Annotated in this window: 14 protein-coding genes; 4 read left to right on the forward strand and 10 right to left on the reverse strand. The window is 74.6% G+C overall.

Features of this window, described 5'->3' with window-relative positions:
* Nucleotides 1–41 precede the first annotated feature (41 nt).
* Nucleotides 42–2,000 (reverse strand): DUF5107 domain-containing protein, encoded by a 1,959-nt coding sequence (locus OO54_RS12665; RefSeq protein WP_033202949.1) that lies wholly within the window; start codon nt 1,998–2,000, stop codon nt 42–44.
* Between the two features lie 180 nt (nt 2,001–2,180).
* On the opposite strand from OO54_RS12665, the gene OO54_RS12670 reads away from it, so the two are divergent.
* Nucleotides 2,181–2,513 carry a DUF6204 family protein gene (locus tag OO54_RS12670; RefSeq protein WP_033202950.1) on the forward strand — a complete coding sequence of 111 codons (333 nt, stop codon included), beginning with the start codon at nt 2,181–2,183 and terminating at the stop codon, nt 2,511–2,513.
* On the opposite strand, the gene OO54_RS12675 is transcribed toward OO54_RS12670, so the two are convergent.
* From OO54_RS12675 to OO54_RS12685, 3 genes are read right to left on the reverse strand one after another with little or no spacing between them, the layout of a single operon-like run.
* The gene (locus OO54_RS12675; protein ID WP_033202951.1) at nt 2,501–3,067 is read right to left on the reverse strand and encodes a GNAT family N-acetyltransferase; all 567 of its coding nucleotides are present in this window, start codon (nt 3,065–3,067) and stop codon (nt 2,501–2,503) included. The genes OO54_RS12670 and OO54_RS12675 overlap by 13 nt on opposite strands.
* A 13-nt stretch (nt 3,068–3,080) precedes the next feature.
* Nucleotides 3,081–3,431 carry a hypothetical protein gene (locus OO54_RS12680; RefSeq protein ID WP_033202952.1) on the reverse strand — a complete coding sequence of 117 codons (351 nt, stop codon included), beginning with the start codon at nt 3,429–3,431 and terminating at the stop codon, nt 3,081–3,083.
* Nucleotides 3,428–3,679, reverse strand: a complete 252-nt coding sequence (locus OO54_RS12685; RefSeq protein WP_033202953.1) for a lipopolysaccharide assembly protein LapA domain-containing protein — start codon at nt 3,677–3,679, stop codon at nt 3,428–3,430. The genes OO54_RS12680 and OO54_RS12685 overlap by 4 nt, the downstream gene beginning before the upstream one ends.
* 187 nt (nt 3,680–3,866) lie before the next feature.
* On the opposite strand from OO54_RS12685, the gene OO54_RS12690 reads away from it, so the two are divergent.
* Together OO54_RS12690 and OO54_RS12695 are read left to right on the forward strand one after the other, a co-directional pair.
* Nucleotides 3,867–4,637, forward strand: coding sequence for a GntR family transcriptional regulator (locus OO54_RS12690; RefSeq protein WP_033202954.1), 771 nt, complete (start codon nt 3,867–3,869; stop codon nt 4,635–4,637).
* Nucleotides 4,638–4,749: 112 nt separating this feature from the next.
* Entirely contained in the window at nt 4,750–5,838 is a 1,089-nt protein-coding gene (locus tag OO54_RS12695) for an adenosine deaminase (RefSeq protein ID WP_017236777.1), read from the forward strand.
* Nucleotides 5,839–5,997: 159 nt separating this feature from the next.
* On the opposite strand, the gene OO54_RS12700 is transcribed toward OO54_RS12695, so the two are convergent.
* From OO54_RS12700 to OO54_RS42380, 5 genes are all read right to left on the reverse strand, one after another.
* Complete coding sequence (locus tag OO54_RS12700; protein ID WP_245236721.1) at nt 5,998–7,074, reverse strand: S66 peptidase family protein; 1,077 nt, start codon at nt 7,072–7,074, stop codon at nt 5,998–6,000.
* The gene (locus OO54_RS12705; protein ID WP_033202955.1) at nt 7,071–9,074 is read right to left on the reverse strand and encodes a S9 family peptidase; all 2,004 of its coding nucleotides are present in this window, start codon (nt 9,072–9,074) and stop codon (nt 7,071–7,073) included. Before OO54_RS12705 ends, OO54_RS12700 begins: the two co-directional genes overlap by 4 nt.
* 37 nt (nt 9,075–9,111) lie before the next feature.
* Nucleotides 9,112–10,446, reverse strand: coding sequence for a M20/M25/M40 family metallo-hydrolase (locus OO54_RS12710; RefSeq protein ID WP_033202956.1), 1,335 nt, complete (start codon nt 10,444–10,446; stop codon nt 9,112–9,114).
* Nucleotides 10,439–11,272: a M55 family metallopeptidase gene (locus OO54_RS12715; protein ID WP_033202957.1), complete on the reverse strand. Its 834-nt coding sequence runs from the start codon at nt 11,270–11,272 to the stop codon at nt 10,439–10,441. Before OO54_RS12715 ends, OO54_RS12710 begins: the two co-directional genes overlap by 8 nt.
* 96 nt (nt 11,273–11,368) lie before the next feature.
* A complete protein-coding gene (locus tag OO54_RS42380; protein ID WP_157856466.1) occupies nt 11,369–11,563 on the reverse strand; it encodes a hypothetical protein in 195 nt (64 codons plus the stop codon).
* A 1,016-nt stretch (nt 11,564–12,579) separates the two neighbouring features.
* On the opposite strand from OO54_RS42380, the gene OO54_RS12730 reads away from it, so the two are divergent.
* Nucleotides 12,580–13,863, forward strand: a complete 1,284-nt coding sequence (locus tag OO54_RS12730) for a hypothetical protein (protein ID WP_106970009.1) — start codon at nt 12,580–12,582, stop codon at nt 13,861–13,863.
* A gap of 9 nt (nt 13,864–13,872) precedes the next feature.
* On the opposite strand, the gene OO54_RS12735 is transcribed toward OO54_RS12730, so the two are convergent.
* Entirely contained in the window at nt 13,873–16,350 is a 2,478-nt protein-coding gene (locus OO54_RS12735) for an MFS transporter (protein ID WP_234439488.1), read from the reverse strand.
* Between the last annotated feature and the right edge of the window lie 209 nt (nt 16,351–16,559).

A 16,559-nucleotide genomic window follows, 5' to 3' on the forward strand; every position in this document is an offset into this window, starting at 1 on the left:
CTCGGACGCCGTCCCGGGCACCCCGCCGCGGCGCCCGCCCGTCAGCTCGGGCGCATCCTGAACTCGTAGGCGTAGGGCAGGGGTTCGTCGGTGGCCTGGGCCCAGAGCTCCCCGACGATCTCGGCGCCCTCGCGCAGATCGGCGACCTCGAAGCCCTCGTCGAAGACGGCGCGGGCCTCCGCCGCCCTGCCCTCCGCGAGGAGGATCCGTGCCTCCAGGAGGCGGAACGCGCCCCTCTCCCGGACCTCCCCCGGAAGCCGCTGCCGCACCTCCGCGGCCGAACCGGGCCGCCCGGCGGCGAGCAGCGCGGCGATCGCCTCGCGCCCCAGGGCCGCCGTGACCGCGAGGTCCCGGGCGGGCGGGCCCGCATCCGCGTGGTCGGCGAAGGCCTCCGCGAAACGGTCCGCCGCGCGGGCCGGGTGTCCGTCCTCGCGGTCGGCGACGGCCAGGCAGTACAGCAGCGGCCAGCGCACCTCGGCGTCCCGCAGACCGCGCTCCCAGCTCCGTACCGCCTGGGCGCGGTCGCCGGCGTGCCACTGGGCGATGCCGAGGTGGTACTCGGTGGAGGGGTCGGCGGGCGCGGTCTCCAGCATGTCCCGCCACGGCGCGGCGACCAGCGGCGGGCCCGGCGCCGTGCCCTTGGCCGGGGCCGGCAGGACTCCGGTGCGCAGCAGCGCCAGCCAGGGCTCCTGGTCGGGCCCGATGGTCGACTCGGGGAAGGGAGTGCCGGGCAACGCGAGGCGTCCGCGCAGGACTTCGAGGGCGCCCCAGCCCGAACCGGTCGCGAGGGACGTCTCCGGTTCGGCGTCCGCGGCGCCGTCGCGCCACGCGGTGTGGGCCGCGTCGACCGCGGCGCGGGGCAGCGCTCCGGCGAGGGCGCCCTCGACCTCGGCACGGGCGGCGGCCCAGTCGTCGCCGAGCGCCGTGGCGGGGTCGGCGACCAGCGGCCCGTACGCCTCCAGCCAGCTGAACTCCGCGCCGCCCGCGAGTTCCAGGTGCTCCAGCTGGGTGCGGGCGAGCCCGGCCTGGATCTCGGCGTAGCCGGGAGTGCCGGGTTCGGTCAGCCATTCCTGCCAGCGCCGGCCGCCGCGCTCGGTCCCCCACACGAAGAGCTTGCGGCCGCGCAGCTTGTCCGTGGAGGTCTGGACGAGGCCCGTGCCGTCGGCGTCGAGTGCGGCGATCCAGCGGCGCTGCCCCTCGGGGAGGTCGTAGAACCAGTCGGCGGCGTGCGCCCCGTTCAGCGGGTACGAGCGGTCGGTGCCGTCGTCGGTGACGGGGACGGGAAGCCGGCGCAGCCCTCGGTCGTACCCGTGGTGCCAGGCCGCGTCGGCGGGTGCGAGGATCCGGCGGTCCTCGGGGACGGCGGTGTTGGACCACCAGTAGACGGGGGCGGTGTGTTCGTGGGGGTTGCGGACGCGGATCCCGACGTACAGGAAGTCGGAGCCGTCCGGCAGCCACAGGTCGACCTGGAACGGGAGGTCGCGCAGTCGCTCCCACTCCCAGAGGCGGAGCATCGGGCCGCCGTCGGGGGCGCGGACGGTGGCGGCGTGGAGGGGCGAGCAGGACAGGGCGGTGTGGCCGGTGGCGCCGATGTTCCACTCGACGCCGCCGGAGTACCAGGCGCCGTTGAGCGCGAAGGCCGCGGGCTGGAACACCGGGTTGCGGTAGAGGAGTTCGCGCCCGGTGGGCTTGTGGTGCAGGGAGTGGAGCCGGCCGCCGAGACCGGGCAGCACGGTCGCGCGGAGCCGGTCGTTCTCGATCACGATCGCGGCGAGGTCCGCGGGGGTGCGCTCGCGCCCGTATCCGTCGCGCACCGGCACGGGCAGCAGGCTGCGCAGGGGGTCGCGTCCGATGCCTCGGGCCATGTCGCGCGGCAGGGACGCGAGGGTGTGCGCGTCGACCGCGTGCGTCCCGTCGTGGGGGCGCAGCGCGGGCAGCGGACTGTCCGGGCCCAACGGGGCCGCGGGCAGCGTCAGTACGGCACGTCGTACGGTCGTCATCGCCCCATGGAACACGCCGGGGCCCGTCCTGACCAGGGGTTCTCCGCGTCAGGCTTCGGCAAAGGAACGGTCGCCCCGGGAGCCCGGATATTCCCGGCGGCGCGGGCGCCCGCCGCCGTACCGTGGAGGGTCGGCGCCGCCCCGGCGTCCGACGGAACCACGGCACAGGGAGTACGAGGAATGGGCACGCAGCACACCTACCGGGTCATCGTGCGCGGCACGTTCGACGGTCTGTCGGAGGAGAGCCGGGCCCGGCTGCTCGCCGAGGTGGACGCGCACGGGCTGACCGCGATGCAGTTCACGGAGGAGGGCTCGCTCGCGTACGACCGGACGCTGAAGCACTTCTCGTACCGCCTGGTCGTCGTCTCCGACGCGGCGGACGGCGACGAGATGGCGGGGGCGCTCGCCGAGGACCGGGTGGAGACCGCCCTCAGGGAGCTCGGCCACGCGCACGGGCCGCTGCGCTCGACCGTGACGGACCTCGACACGATGAAGATCAACTACAAGCGCTGAGTCGCGCCCTGCGGCTCCGGGGCCGTGATCGCCCAGCGTTCGTGGTCGCGCCAGGCTCCGTCGATGAACAGCATCGCCGGCGAGAACCCCTCCAGGCGGAAGCCCGCGCGGCGGACGAGCGCCCGGGACGCGGTGTTGCCCGGCTGGATGTTCGCCTCCAGGCGGTGCAGCTCCATCGGCCCGAAGGCGTACGCCAGGAGGACCCCGAGCGCCTCGGTGAGCAGGCCGCGCCCGGCGGCGTGCGCGAAGGCGCCGTAGCCGAGGGCGCCGCTCCGGAAGGCGCCGCGGACGATGTTGTTGATGTTGACGAACCCGGCGATCCGGCCGTCCTCCTCCCGCTCGCACACCAGGAAGCCGGCGCGCGCCGGATCCCCCAGGAGCGTGCCCGCGTACGTCGCGTACGCCTCCTCCGTGCACGGCGGGAAGAGCCACGGGCGGTGCAGGTCCCGGCTCTCGCGGGCACGGGCGGTGAACTCCCCCGCGTCGTCGGGCGAGAGGGCGCGCAGACCCACGCGGGGGCCGGCCACGAGGTACCGGCCGAGATCATCGGACATGGCGCCAGGCTACTCAGCGGCGGGCGCTCTGGACGCGCGGCGGGCAGCTCTCGCCCTTGCGCACGACTCCGATCATGACCGTGGTGCGGCGGTCGAGGCCCGTGCCCGCCGCCGGGTACTGCGTGCAGACCTGCCAGCTCGGCGGCCACAGCACCCGCCGGTCCCGCCCGCTCACGTCGTGGACGTCGAGCCGGGTCCGGCGCGGGAGGCGGGTGAAGACCCGCCAGAGCCCGAGGCCCAGGAAGTCCGGCATCGGTCGCGCTTCGGCGTCGTCCCCGGCCGCGGCGGACTCCTCGGTCGAGGTCACGGCGACGGCCGCGAGCGCGAGGACCGCTCCCGCGCCCACGACGGCGGCCCGCCTCACTTCCGCCTCCGGGCCGCGGCGTAGTAGCCGCAGGCGGCGCCGAGGAGGGCGGTCGCGAGCAGGGCCATGTACAGGGGCATGGTCACTTCGGGGATCAGCAAGCGGATCTTGACCTCATGGGTGTTCTCGAAGATGAAGACGAGGGTGAGCACCGCGACGGCCGTCATCGCGATCCGGCCGGGAGCGAAGGCTCCGCTGAACCGGGACGTGCTCCCGTGCGCGGTCCTCTGCCTCTCCTTGGGACTCATGCCCGGCCCTCTCCTCCGTCGTGCCGTCGGTCGTACCGGCCGACCGTCGTGGGACCAGAATGGGCCGAGCGGAGCCTCACTGGATCGGTGGGGAGAGCCGTACGGGTGACTTGTCAGACAACGAGGGCCGCTACCGTGGGTGCCGGACACCGGCGGAGAGCAGGCCGGGACGAGACGAGGAGGGGCCGTGGCGGTCAGCGGACAGCGGCGGCGGCCGGTCGTGGCGCTCTACGAGCGGATCGCGGACGCCGTCCACGACGGCACCTACCCGCCGGGGTCGACCCTCCCCTCCGAGCCGAAGCTCGCCGCCGAGCTGGGCGTGAGCCGGCCCGCCCTGCGCGAGGCGCTCCTGCTGCTCCAGGAGGACGGCGTCCTGACCGTACGCCGAGGGGTCGGCCGCACGGTCAACGACCGCCCGCCCCGGCGCGGGTTCGAGCACGTCCAGCCTCTGGAGGAGCTCATCGGCGCCGGTACGCCGCTGCGCGTGAGGGCACTGCTGCGCACCGTCGAGGAGCCGACCGACTTCACCACCCAGCACCTGCTCGCCCCGGCCCGCGCCGAGCTGCGCTTCTGGGAGTCCGTGCTGACCGGCGAGGGCACCGCGGCGGCCCTCAGCCACGAGTGGGCGGCGCCGGACGAGCTGCTCGACCGGGTCCACCCCGAGTTCGCCCGCGCCCTGCGCGAGGCGGAGCCCGGCACCACGGCGGAGCCCGGCGGCGCCGCCGTCTCCATGCTGTCGGTGCTCGTCGGGGCCTCCCGCGAGACGGCGCTGAGCGCGCACAGCGGCATCACGGCCACCCTGCTCGGACGCCGCCGCGGCGAGCAGCTCCGCCGCCCCGCCGACACCCCCGCGGTCCTGGTCACCCAGGTCGTACGCGTCGGCGAGACCCCGGTCCTTGCCGCCAAGCACATGCTTCCCACGGGCGCCCCCGCCCTGCCGGTCCTCCAGTCCCACTGAGCCTCGCCGGACCGCCCGCCGGCCCGCCTCTCACCGCCCCGCACCTCGTGCGAGCGGGTCCTGTCACGGCCCTCACAGCACCCGCCCCGGGTGTGGCGTACACTTCCCGGCCATGCACTTGTCTGACAACCCTGCCACGCCTGCCGCCGCCACCGTTTCCGAGTGGATCCGCCGGGCCCCCAAGGCCGTCCTCCACGATCACCTCGACGGCGGGCTGCGCCCCGCGACCATCGTCGAGCTGGCGCGGGCGTGCGGCTACACCGCGCTGCCGACCGAGGACCCGGCCGCGCTCGCGGTGTGGTTCCGGGACGCCGCCGACTCCGGTTCGCTGGAGCGGTACCTGGAGACCTTCGCCCACACGTGCGCGGTGATGCAGACCCGCGAGGCGCTGACCCGCATCGCGGCCGAGTGCGCCGAGGACCTGGCGGCGGACGGCGTCGTCTACGCCGAGATCCGCTACGCCCCCGAGCAGCACCTGGAGGGCGGGCTGACCCTCGACGAGGTCGTCGAGGCGGTCAACGACGGCTTCCGCGAGGGCGAGCGCCGCACCGGCGGCCGGATCACCGTCCGTACGCTGCTCACCGGCATGCGCCACACCGACCGCTCCCTGGAGATCGCGGAGCTCACGGTCGCGCACCGGGACAACGGCGTGGCGGGCTTCGACATAGCCGGCGGCGAGATCGGCAACCCGCCGGCCCGCCACCTCCCCGCCTTCCAGCACCTGAAGCGGGAGAACTGCCACTTCACGATCCACGCGGGCGAGGCCGTCGGCGCGGAGTCGATCCACGAGGCCGTGCAGGTCTGCGGCACCGAGCGGATCGGCCACGGCGTGCGCATCACGGACGACATCGCCGAGGACGGCACCCTGGGCCGGCTGGCCTCGTACGTCCGCGACAACCGCATCGCCCTGGAGGTCTGCCCGACCTCCAACCTCCAGACGGGCGCCGCCAAGGACTACGCCTCGCACCCGATCGACGAGCTGCGCCGTCTCGGTTTCCGGATCACCCTGAACACCGACAACCGCCTGGTCTCCGGCACCACCATGAGCGAGGAGTTCCAGCACATGGTCGACGCCTTCGGCTACGGTCCCGAGGTCTTCGAGGAGTTCACCGTCGCCGCCCTGGACGCGGCCTTCCTCCCCCTGCCCGAGCGGCAGCGCCTCATCGACGAGATCGTCCGCCCGGGCTACGCGGCACTGTAGGACCCGCCCGCCCCGCCCGCCGGGAAGGTCCTTGCCGGTCCTCCCCCGCACCACCGGCGGTTCCGGCGCCCCCGTGTCCTCGGGGGCGCCGTCTCCTGTCTCGGAGCCGTGGACGACGGCGGGCGGCCCGGCGGTCGACGCGCCGGTCACGTCGGGCGCTCAGAGCAGCGCCGGTACGTCCAGGGTCAGGGTCGCCGATTCCGTGTCGAGCACGGCCGGTACGCCGAGGGGGATGGTGAGGGCCGTCGCGCTGTGGCCGAAGCCGAGCTCTTCGACGACCGGGATGCCGAGCGGGGCGAGGCGGTCGTGGAGTACGGCGCGGACCTCCTCGTAGGGGCCGCAGTCGACCCAGGACCCGAGGGCGACGCCCGCGAGGCCGTCGAGGAGGCCGGAGCGGATGAGTTGGGTGAGGACGCGGTCGAGTCGGTACGGTTCCTCGCCCACGTCTTCGAGGAGGAGCAGGCCGCCGCGCGCCGAGGAGCGGGCGTGCGGGGTGGCGAGGTCGGCGGCGAGGAGGCTGGCGCAGCCGCCGAGCGTGACGCCGTGCGCGCGGCCGGGCACCAGGGCCCGGGCGGTCTCCAGGCCGAGCGTGCGGACCGTCTCCGGTTCGAACAGGGTGGCCCGCAGGGACTCCTGGGTGCGCGCGTCCGAGAGGAAGGTGCCGGCCGCGACCATCGGGCCGTGCAGGGTGGCGAAGCCCGCGCGGACGGCGAAGGCCTCGTGGAGGGCGGTGACGTCGCTGTAGCCGACGAACGCCTTGGGTCCGGCCGCCCTGACCGCCCCCCAGTCGACCAGGTCGACCATGCGCTGCGCGCCGAAGCCGCCCCGCGCGCAGATGACGGCGGAGACCGAGGGGTCGCACCAGGCCTCGGTCAGGTCCCGGGCCCGCGCCCGGTCCTCGCCCGCGAGGTGTGCGAGGGCGGGATGGGCGTCCAGGACGTGCGGGGCGACGACCGGATCCAGGCCCCAGCGGCGCAGGATGCCGAGCCCCGCCCGGAGCCGGTCCTCGGGGATGGGCCCGCAGGGTGCGACGACGGCGACGCGGGCCCCGGGACGGAGCCGCTCGGCGCGGGCCAGGGGTTCGACGGCGGGGGCCGGGGGTGCGACGGCGGGGGCCGGGGGTGCGACGGCGGAATACGGGGCTCGGGTGGCGCCAGGGGTCCCGGTGACCTCGGGGGTCCCGGTGACCTCGGGCTTCGCGGGCGTCCCAGGGGCCCCGGGCGTCCCGGTGCTCATGAGCGGTACTCCAGGGGCGCCACGTCCGTGCGGTCGATGCCGAAGGTCCTTACGTACAGGGCGAGTTCGGCCTCCAGGGCGCGGATGATCGTGTCGTCCCTGCGGAAGCCGTGCCCTTCCCCCTCGAAGGCGAGGTAGGCGTGCGGGACGCCCCGGCCGGCCGCGCGGGCGAGGAGGCGCTCGGCCTGGGCGGGCGGACAGATGACGTCGTCGAGCCCCTGGAGCAGCAGGAAGGGGGCGGTGACCCGGTCGACGTGCTCGACGGGCGAGCGCTCCTTGTAGCGGGCCGGGACCTGGTCGAGCGGTCCGACCAGGCCGTGGAGGTACTGGGACTCGAAGTCGTGGGTCTCGCCGGTCGCCCAGGCCGACAGGTCGAGGACGGGATAGATGATCGTGCCGCAGGCGTACACGTCCGTGGCCACGAGGGAGGCCGCCGCCGTCCAGCCGCCGGCGCTGCCGCCCCGTACGGCGAGCCGGGCCGGGTCCGCCGTGCCCTCGGCGGCGAGCGCCGCGGCCACGGCGGCGCAGTCCTCGACGTCCACGACGCCCCACTGCTCGCGCAGCCGCTCCCGGTACTCCCGTCCGTAGCCGGTGGAGCCGCCGTAGTTGACCTCGGCGACGCCGATCCCCCGCGAGGTGAAGTAGGCGATCTCCAGGTCGAGGACGAGCGGGGCGCGGCCGGTGGGTCCGCCGTGCGCCCAGATGACGTAGGGCGGCCGTTCGTCGGCGGGTCCGGTGAAGCCCGGGTGGCGGGGCGGGTGGACCTGCGCGTGGATCTCCCGCCCGCCGGGCCCGGTGAAGGTGCGGAGACGGGGCTCCGGGTAGTAGGCGGGATCGACGGCGTCCGTGTGCGCGGCACCCACGACCCGGGTGCGGCCGGTACTGGTGTCCAGTTCGACGAGTTCGCAGGAGGTGTGCGGTCCGGCGGCGGCGCCGACCACCCGGGTGCCGTGCGCGGCGAGGGTCGAGGCCCACTCGGTCCAGGGTCCCGCGGCGTCGACGAGGGTGCCGCTGTCGGGGTCGAGGATCCCGAGGGAGGTGGTCCCCTTGCCGTGGACGACGGCGATCAGTCCGTTCTCCAGGGGGGTGAACCAGCTGAGCCCGATCTTCCAGAGCGGGCCGCCGAACTCCTCGGCGCGGGGGCAGAGGGCGACGGTTTCGCCGAGTTCGCCGCCGGCGCCGAACTCGGCCCGGTAGAGGTTCCACCATCCCGTGCGGTCGCTGACGAGCAGCAGGCGTCCGGCCGCGTCCCAGCCGACCTGCGGGATCGACTCGGCGGGTCCGCCCGCGACGGTCCTGACCTCCCGGAAGGTGCCGTCGGGGGCGACGTCGGCGATCCGCACCTCGGTGCCGTCCCAGGGCATCCGGGGGTGGTCCCACGCGATCCAGGCGACCCGGCGCCCGTCCGGCGAGACCCGGGGTCCGGTGACGAACCGGTGCCGCGCGTCGGTGAGTTCGCGTACGGCGGCACGGTCTTCGGCGGCCGTTCCGTCCAGCGGGACGGCGGCGAGCATCCTGCGCACGTCGGTGGGCTCGGGTCCGGTGAACTCCTCCAGGACGCACCACACCTCGCCCAGCTCCGGCCGGACGACCGGATCCACCCAGCGCAGTCCGTCGCCGGTCGCGGAGACGGGGGTGAGGGGGCGCGGCCGCGCACCGGGCGCGGCGTCGGGCTCGTACGCGTACAGCCGCTGGTCGGGGAAGTGGGAGAAGACGACGAGCGGTCCGCCGGTGGGGCGGGCGACCGCGGCCCAGGGCTGCCCGCCGTACTCGACGACCCGGCTCCGGACGTTCCACGGAGGGGGCAGCACGCTGTCCTCGGTGCCGTCGGCGCGCCGACGGACGAGGGCGCGCCGGCCGCCCTCGGCGGGGCGGGGCGCGGTCCACCACAGTTCGTCGCCGACGGTGCCGAGGTAGTCGGGCCGTCCGTCGTGCGCGGCGGTGAGCACCGCGTCGACGGGTGAGGGCCAGCTGCCGTACCCGGCCGTGGTCGTGGTCATCTCGGCTCCCCCTGTCACAGGTCCGTCCCCTCTTGTCCTACGCGGACTTCAGATAGTGGTCGAGCACGCGGGTGCCGAAGTGGAGGGCGTCCACCGGCACGCGTTCGTCGACGCCGTGGAAAAGCGCGCCGTAGTCGAGGTCCGGGGGCAGCCGGAGCGGCGAGAAGCCGTACCCGGTGATGCCGAGCCGGGAGAACTGCTTGGCGTCGGTGCCGCCGGACATCGTGTACGGCACGACGTGTCCTGTCGGGTCGAAGCGCTCGACGGCGGCCCGGAGCTTGGCGAAGGTCGGCGAGTCGACCGGGGCCTCCAGAGGCACTTCGCGGTGGTGGAACTCCCAGGTCACGTCCGGTCCGGTGAGCCGGTCCATGGTCGCGGCGAACTCCTCCTCCGCGCCCGGCAGCATCCGCCCGTCGACGTACGCGACCGCCTGTCCCGGGATGACGTTGACCTTGTAACCGGCGTCCAGCATCGTCGGGTTGGCGCTGCTGCGGACGGTCGACTCGACGACCGCGGCGGCGGGTCCGAGCTTGTCGAGGAGCAGGTCGACGTCGAGGTCGGGCGCCGTGGTGTCGATCTCGATGCCGTGCAGCGCGGCGAGTTCGGTGAGCGCGGCGCGGACGGTCGCGGTGAGGCGGACCGGCCAGGTGTGGGCGCCGATGCGGGCGACGGCGGCGGCGAGGCGGGTGACGGCGTTCGCCGTGTTCACCTTGGAGCCGTGGCCGGCCCGGCCGTGGGCGGTCAGCTTGAGCCAGGCGGTGCCCCGCTCCCCCGCCGCGATCGGGTAGAGGGTGGTGCCGGGCGTGGGGTGGAAGCTGAACGCCCCGGACTCGCTGATGCCCTCCGTGCAGCCCTCGAAGAGTCCGGCGTGCCGGTCGGCGAGGAAGCCGGAGCCGTCCTCGGCGCTCGCCTCCTCGTCGGCGGTGTAGGCGAGGACGATGTCGCGGCGGGGCCGGACGCCCTGGCGGGCCCAGGAGCGGACGACGGCCAGGACCATCGCGTCCATGTTCTTCATGTCGACGGCGCCCCGCCCCCACACGAGGCCGTCGCGGACCTCGCCGGAGAAGGGGTGCACGGACCATTCGGCGGGGTCGGCGGGGACCACGTCCAGATGGCCGTGGACGAGGAGCGCCTCGGCCGAGGGGTCGGTGCCGGGGATGCGGGCCACGACGTTGGTGCGGCCGGGGGTGCGCTCCAGGAGCGTGGGCTCGATGCCGGCTGCGGCGAGCCGCTCGGCGACGTACTCGGCGGCGGGCCGCTCCCGGCAGTCGCCTCCGCCGCGGTTGGTGGTGTCGATGCGGATGAGCTCGGAGGTGAAGGTGACCACCTCGTCGAGCGCCGCCGTGTCCGGTCCGCGGACCTCCTCAGCCATACTGCTCCTCCACCGCGGCCGAGACGATGGTCGTGACCGCCTTGAACGTACGGATTGCCTCGTACATCGTCCCGCTGGTGTAGGCGACGCGCCGCTCGCCGCTCCGCGCCACGCCGGGAACCACCGTGGCGGCGGCGCCCAGGTGCTCGGCGTCGAACTCCAGCTCCACGGTGAAGGGTCCGCCGCGGACCGGTTCGTGCCGGACGGCGAGGGCGGTCGCGGCCTTGGCCGCCTCGCGGATGTCGGCGGCGGTCCTGGCCGGGGCGCGGCACACCGCCGCGTACCGCGAGACGTGGTCCTTCACCGCGACCTTGGGGGCCTCGGGCGCGTATCCGAGGGCGTCCTCGCAGGTCAGGTCGTCCCCGGTGACGAGGACGACCGGGACGCCGTACTCGGCGACGACATGGGCGTTGAGCAGGCCCTCACTGGCCCGCTCCCCGTTGAGCCAGACGCCGGTGATGGAGTTCGCGAGGTAGGTGTGGGCGAGGACTCCTTCGGTGCCGGCACCCGTGTGGTAGCCGACGAAGGCGATGCCGTCGACGTCCCCGTGCTGCACGCCCTCGACCATCGAGAGGGACTTGTGCCGGCCGGTGAGCATCTCGGCCCGTTCGTCGAGGCGCTCCAGGAGCAGGTTCCGCATGGACCAGTGCGCCTCGTTGATCAGGACCTCGTCGGCGCCGCCGTCGAAGAAGCCGAGCACGGCGGCGTTCACGTCGGAGGTGAACATCGCGCGGCACCGCTCCCACTGGGGCGTGCCGGGCAGCACGTCGGCGGGCCAGGTCACGCCCGTCGCGCCCTCCATGTCGGCGCTGATGAGGATCTTCATGCCTGGCACCGTACGCGCCGCCCGGCGGCCCTACCACCCCTGTGGATAACCTCCGTTGGAGTGGACCAATGACGCTCACCGGGACGGCGGTACGGCTCAGCCGCGCAGTTCCGGATACCCCCGGGGGTCGCTGTCGGCCAGTCGGCGCAGGGCCCGCGCGGCCTGCTCCTCGGGCGGAGTGCCGTCGTCCGGGAGGCACCAGAGGTACGGGGGTGCGGGCTGCTCCGTGCCGGCTGTGCCGCCGGCGCTCGGGGGCGGTCCGTGGAGGCCGACCACGGTGGTGTCCTGCACCTGGAAGTCGGTGGAGATCCACCCCCGACGCAGTCCCCATCGGGCGAGCGGCTCCGGACGCTCGCGCAGCCCCGCGCCGATCAGCCAGGCCGTCTCGCGGGCCGGCCAGGTCCAGCTCAGATCCTGTTCGGCGCGGGCGATCTCGGCGTCGTACGCGTCGGCGTCGAAACGGTACGCGCGGGGCGTCGGCGGCAGCCCCGGGCGGCATGCCGGGCCGCCGCCGGCCGTCCCAGACGACGTGCGCGCCCTCGCGCCGCACGGTGACGTACAGGGCGCCGCAGCAGTCTTCGGTGCAGCACGCCTCCGCGAGGCGCACCTCCTTCGGTTCGGGCCCGGCCCGCAGCGCTCCGCCGGCGAGGAGCGCCTCCGGCGCCCCGCCAGGTCCCCGGCCGAAGACCGACGGGACGAGCGGACGCCCGTCCACGAGGAACCGGGTCTCGACGACGTCCGGATCGCCGGGGTCGGCGACGGCGACCTCGATCCGCAGCCGGGGCTCCGCCGAGGTCGCCACGAGCACGGCCGTGCGGAGCTCCCGTGCCGTACGGCGGACCCAGTCGGCACGCCGGCGCCCTTCCCGGTCGGGCGGGCTGCCGGGCTCCCCGACGACGGCCAGGAGCGCGGCCGTGACGGCCCGGCGGCGGCCGGACGGCCAGGAAAGGACGGAGGAGGTCGGTGACGGCGGCGATGGCCTCGGGTGGTTCGGGGCCGTCGTAGGGCACGCGCGGTGGCCGGGCGTGCCCGGGCAGGGGAAGGCCGCGGCGGGGCAGGGGCGCTTCGGGTGCGGCGTCGCGCAGGCCCTTGGCGTACGCGTACAGCGAGGGGACGAGCGTCGGGCGCTCGCGGGAGGCGCTCAACGCGCGCGGTGGAGCTCGATTCCGTGAGTCATGGGGGCGTCCTGGTCTCGTGGCGTGGGCCACGCCGGCGGTTTACCGAGGGTCCCAATAGGGCCGAAACGTCGCCAACGGGTGCGTATAGGCTGGGTCAGTTGTCGCACCCGACCTTCCGGAGAGCTCTCGGTGACCATCGCCTTCACCCCGTCCGAAACCGCGCCCGTCGAGTCCGTGCCCGTCGGATCCGAGCCCCTGGGCTCCGGGATCGTCGTTTCCGAGCCGATCGGTTCCGAGCCGATCGGTTCCGAGCCCGTCGAGTCCGTCGAGTCCGTCGTGCCCGTCATGGCGGAGGAGCCGGAGTTCTGGGAGCCGTCGGCCCCCGGGCCGCGGATCGCACCGGACGCCGACGGCGCCGCGGGCGAGGAGGACGACGCGGACGAGGAGGACGACGAGGACGGCCGCGCCGACGAGGAGCACGACCCCGTCGTCGTCCGTGACGCCCATGACTTCGGGGTCTACGCACGGACCGGCGGCTGGGCGTTCGCCCTGAAGGTGGCCCGGAGCGTGCGACCCGGCGGCCAGGCCGCCGAGGAGGGGGCGGCACGGACGAAGGTCTCGGCGAAGGCTTTCGCCCGGCTCGCGGGGTGCTCGCCCGAGCGGGTCATGCGCTACTACAAGGCCTGGGACATGGCGGCCGACGACGGCCTGGTCCCGCAGTTCGAGGTCCTGGTCCCGGGCGCGGACATCGAGCTGCCCGACGCGGACGTCTGGCTGTCGTACTACACGTCCCGCAACAGCGCGTCCTCGGTGCGCGGCCAGGCGATCACCGCCGCGGCCGAGGCGGAGGGCATCCGACCGACGAAGGCCCTGGAGGTCGCGGAGAACCCGACGGCGCTGCGGGCCGCGATCCTCGCCGACCCGGGCACGGCCGAGGCCGCGCGCGGCGCGCTGCTGGACCGGATGAAGGAGGACCCCGCCCTCCAGACCGAGATGGCCCGCGCCATCGCCCGTACCGACGACCTGAAGAAGGCGGTGGCGAGCGAGGCGAAGGCGGCCGACCGCATCGGGTACGTGCGCCAGATCGTCGAGAACGGGCAGATCAGGACCCCCGCCGGGCAGACCGTCGAGGCGCCGGCCGAGCTGCGCGCCGAGGCCGAGCGGCACCTGTCGCTCCTCGACGAGCTCGACGACTCGGAGGAGGCGGGCGAGTGGGCCGGCGAGGCCTACGACGCCGTGAAGGGCCTGGTCGCCAAGGCGGTCGAGGAGAACCCCGCGCTGCGCGTCCAGGAGCGCCGGACGAAGTTCTACAACAGCCTGCAGAAGGCGACGAAGGTCTTCGAGGAGCTGACGCTCGACGAGGTGATGGAGGAGGACATCTACGAGGCGGACATGCTCCAGCGCCTCGAAGCCCTCCAGGAGGCGATCGGCACCTGCATCAGCGCGCTGCGCAAGGCGACGACCACCTCCTGAGGGTGTCGGTCAGTCCTGGTGGCCGAGCTGGAGGTCGCGCTCGGTGCGGCCGCCGCCGGCCATCTGGAGGACCGTGGCGACGGGCGGGTAACCGGCGGCGATGACCGTGTACTCGCCGGAGGACAGGTCCACGAAGCGGAACGTGCCGTCGGCGCCGGTGGTGAGGGTGTCGACGACGTTCCCGGCCGCGTCGAGCAGGGTGACCCGGGCGTCCTCGACGGGACGCCCGCCGCCGGCCCGTACCGTGCCGCGCAGCACCGCGCCGCCGGCCAGCTCGATGTCCTGGCGGGTCTCGCGGGAGGCCTGGACGCTCACGGGAAGCGCGGCGGGGCGGAAGGCGGGGGCGCTGGCGGCGAGCGTGTACTCGCCCGCGACGAGCTCGCCGATGACGTACCCGCCCTCGCGTCCGCTGCGGGTGGAGGCGACGACCTCGCCGCGTACGTCGGTGAGGGTGACGGCGGCGTCCCGCACCGGGGTGCCGTCGGCGGTGACGACGTTGCCCGCGAGCCGCCCGGCGCCGCCGAGGACGACGTCGAGTTCGACCGGCCGGTCGCCGACGGTGACGGACACGGCCTGCGGCTGGTGTCCGCCGGCCGCCGCGATGAGGACGTACGCGCCGCCGCCGGGGACGCTGAGCGCGTACCGCCCGTCCTCCCCGCTGGCGCCGCGGCCGACCTGCCGCCCCTGGACGTCGATGAGGGTGAGGGCGGCCCGGGGCACCCGGCTGCCGTCGTGGTGCTGGACGGCGCCGCAGACGGGCACTCCGGAGTGCGGCGGGGCGGCGGCGGGCGCGGGGGCGGCGTGGCGGGCGTGCGGCACCGCCTGGACCCCGCCGAAGCCGTCGGCGAGCGGGGCGTCGGTGGCCTCGGTGAGCGGGCTGTGGTGGGACACCAGCGGTTTCTCCTTGAGGAAGAAGGCGAGGACGAGGCCGAGCACGAGGACCGGCACGAGGTAGAGGAAGATCCGCGGCATCGCGTCCGCGTACGCCTGGACGTACGCGTCGCGGAGTGCCGGCGGCAGGGTGTGGACGCCCTGGGGGGTGATCGACTCGACGGGTGGCGGTGACCCGGGGCCGCCCTGTGCGAGGACGCCCGCGAGCCGGTCGCCGAGTGCGTCGTCGAACCGGGAGGCGAAGAGGGTGCCGAAGACCGCGGCGCCGACGCTGCCGCCGATCTGCCGGAAGTAGTTGTGGGCGCTGGTGGCGGTGCCGAGGTCGGAGGGTCGTACGGAGTTCTGCACGGCGAGCACGAGGACCGGCATGACGAGGCCGATGCCGGTGCCGAGGACGGCCTGCCACAGGCTGTGCTGGAGGCGCGGGGTGTCGGCGTCCATGCGCGAGAGCAGCCACATGCCGAGGACGGAGACGGCGCCGCCGGCCACCGGATAGGCCTTGTAGCGGCCGGTGCGGCTGATCAGCCGGCCGGAGACGACGGAGGCGACGACGATGCCGCCCATCAGGGGCAGCATGAGGAGGCCGGACTCGGTGGCGGTGGCGCCCTCGACCATCTGCAGGAAGCTCGGCAGGTAGCTGGCGGCGCCGAAGAGCGCGATGCCGACGACCGCGCCGACGAGGGCGGTGACGGTGAAGACGGAGTCGCGGAACAGCCGGAGCGGGATGAGGGGTTCGGGCGCGAAGTGCTCGACGACCAGGAAGAGGAGGGTGGTTCCGGCGGCTCCGCAGGCCAGGGCGAGGACGACCCGGGAGTCCCAGGCGTACTCGGTGCCGCCCCAGCTGGTCAGCAGGACCAGGCAGGTGGAGGCGGCGGCGAGGAGCAGGGCCCCGAGGACGTCGAAGCGCGCGCGTGCCGCGGGCTTGGGCAGTTCGAGGACGACGGCGACGACGGCGAGGGTGACGAGCCCGAAGGGCACGTTGAAGTAGAAGCACCAGCGCCAGGAGAGGTGGTCGGTGAAGAAGCCGCCGAGGAGGGGGCCGGCGACGGAGGCGAGGCCGAAGGCGGCGCCGATGAGGCCCATGTACCGGCCGCGCTCCCGGGCGGGGACGATGTCGGCGATGATCGCCTGGACGCCGATCATGAGTCCGCCGGCGCCGGCGCCCTGGATCGCCCGGAAGGCGATGAGCTCGTCCATGGACCGTGACCAGCCTGCGAGGCCCGAGCCGATGACGAAGACGACGATGGCGAAGAGGAAGACGCCCTTGCGGCCGAGGAGGTCGCCCAGCTTTCCGTAGACGGGCAGGCCGATGGTGGAGGTCAGCAGGTAGGCGGTGATCGCCCAGGACATCCGGTCCAGGCCCTGGAGTTCGCCGACGATCTTCGGCAGGGCGGTGGCGACGATCATCTGCTCCAGCGCGGCGAGGAGCAGCGCGAGCATGAGGCCGCAGAACACGAGCCGGACGCGCCGGGGGTCGAAGTCGGCCGGGCCGGGGTCGGGCGGGGGCGCGAGGTCGGCGGGCGGACCGTCCGCGGCGGGCGGTTCCGCGTCCTCCGCCGCGCTGTCGACGTACTCCGCGGTGGTGATCGCACCCACGTACCTGCTCCCCTCGTCACGGCGTCTGCGCCGCGCCATTCTTCGCATTGCAGGCGAAGGGGGAGCAAGTCGGGCGGTAGGGGAGGCCGGTGGCGCCCCGGGGGGCGAACATCCCTGCGCTACGGCGCACTTGGCTCGCTCATCAGCGCGTTTACGAGGAGGCCCGCGCCCCCTCGGTGCGCGGGGGCTCCGGTACGGGGGCGCGGGCG

This window comes from Streptomyces wedmorensis (assembly GCF_000716445.1).
Classification (GTDB): Bacteria; Actinomycetota; Actinomycetes; order Streptomycetales; family Streptomycetaceae; genus Streptomyces; species Streptomyces wedmorensis.

Bases quoted from the DNA above. Each gene is read 5' to 3' on its own strand.
- OO54_RS12695 (WP_017236777.1), top strand. From the start codon at position 4,750: ATGCACTTGTCTGACAACCCTGCCACGCCTGCCGCCGCCACCGTTTCC.
- OO54_RS12675 (WP_033202951.1), bottom strand. From the start codon at position 3,067: ATGTCCGATGATCTCGGCCGGTACCTCGTGGCCGGCCCCCGCGTGGGT.
- OO54_RS12665 (WP_033202949.1), bottom strand. From the start codon at position 2,000: ATGACGACCGTACGACGTGCCGTACTGACGCTGCCCGCGGCCCCGTTG.
- OO54_RS12700 (WP_245236721.1), bottom strand. From the start codon at position 7,074: ATGAGCACCGGGACGCCCGGGGCCCCTGGGACGCCCGCGAAGCCCGAG.
- OO54_RS12670 (WP_033202950.1), top strand. From the start codon at position 2,181: ATGGGCACGCAGCACACCTACCGGGTCATCGTGCGCGGCACGTTCGAC.
- OO54_RS12710 (WP_033202956.1), bottom strand. From the start codon at position 10,446: ATGGCTGAGGAGGTCCGCGGACCGGACACGGCGGCGCTCGACGAGGTG.
- OO54_RS12705 (WP_033202955.1), bottom strand. From the start codon at position 9,074: ATGACCACGACCACGGCCGGGTACGGCAGCTGGCCCTCACCCGTCGAC.
- OO54_RS12685 (WP_033202953.1), bottom strand. From the start codon at position 3,679: ATGAGTCCCAAGGAGAGGCAGAGGACCGCGCACGGGAGCACGTCCCGG.
- OO54_RS12715 (WP_033202957.1), bottom strand. From the start codon at position 11,272: ATGAAGATCCTCATCAGCGCCGACATGGAGGGCGCGACGGGCGTGACC.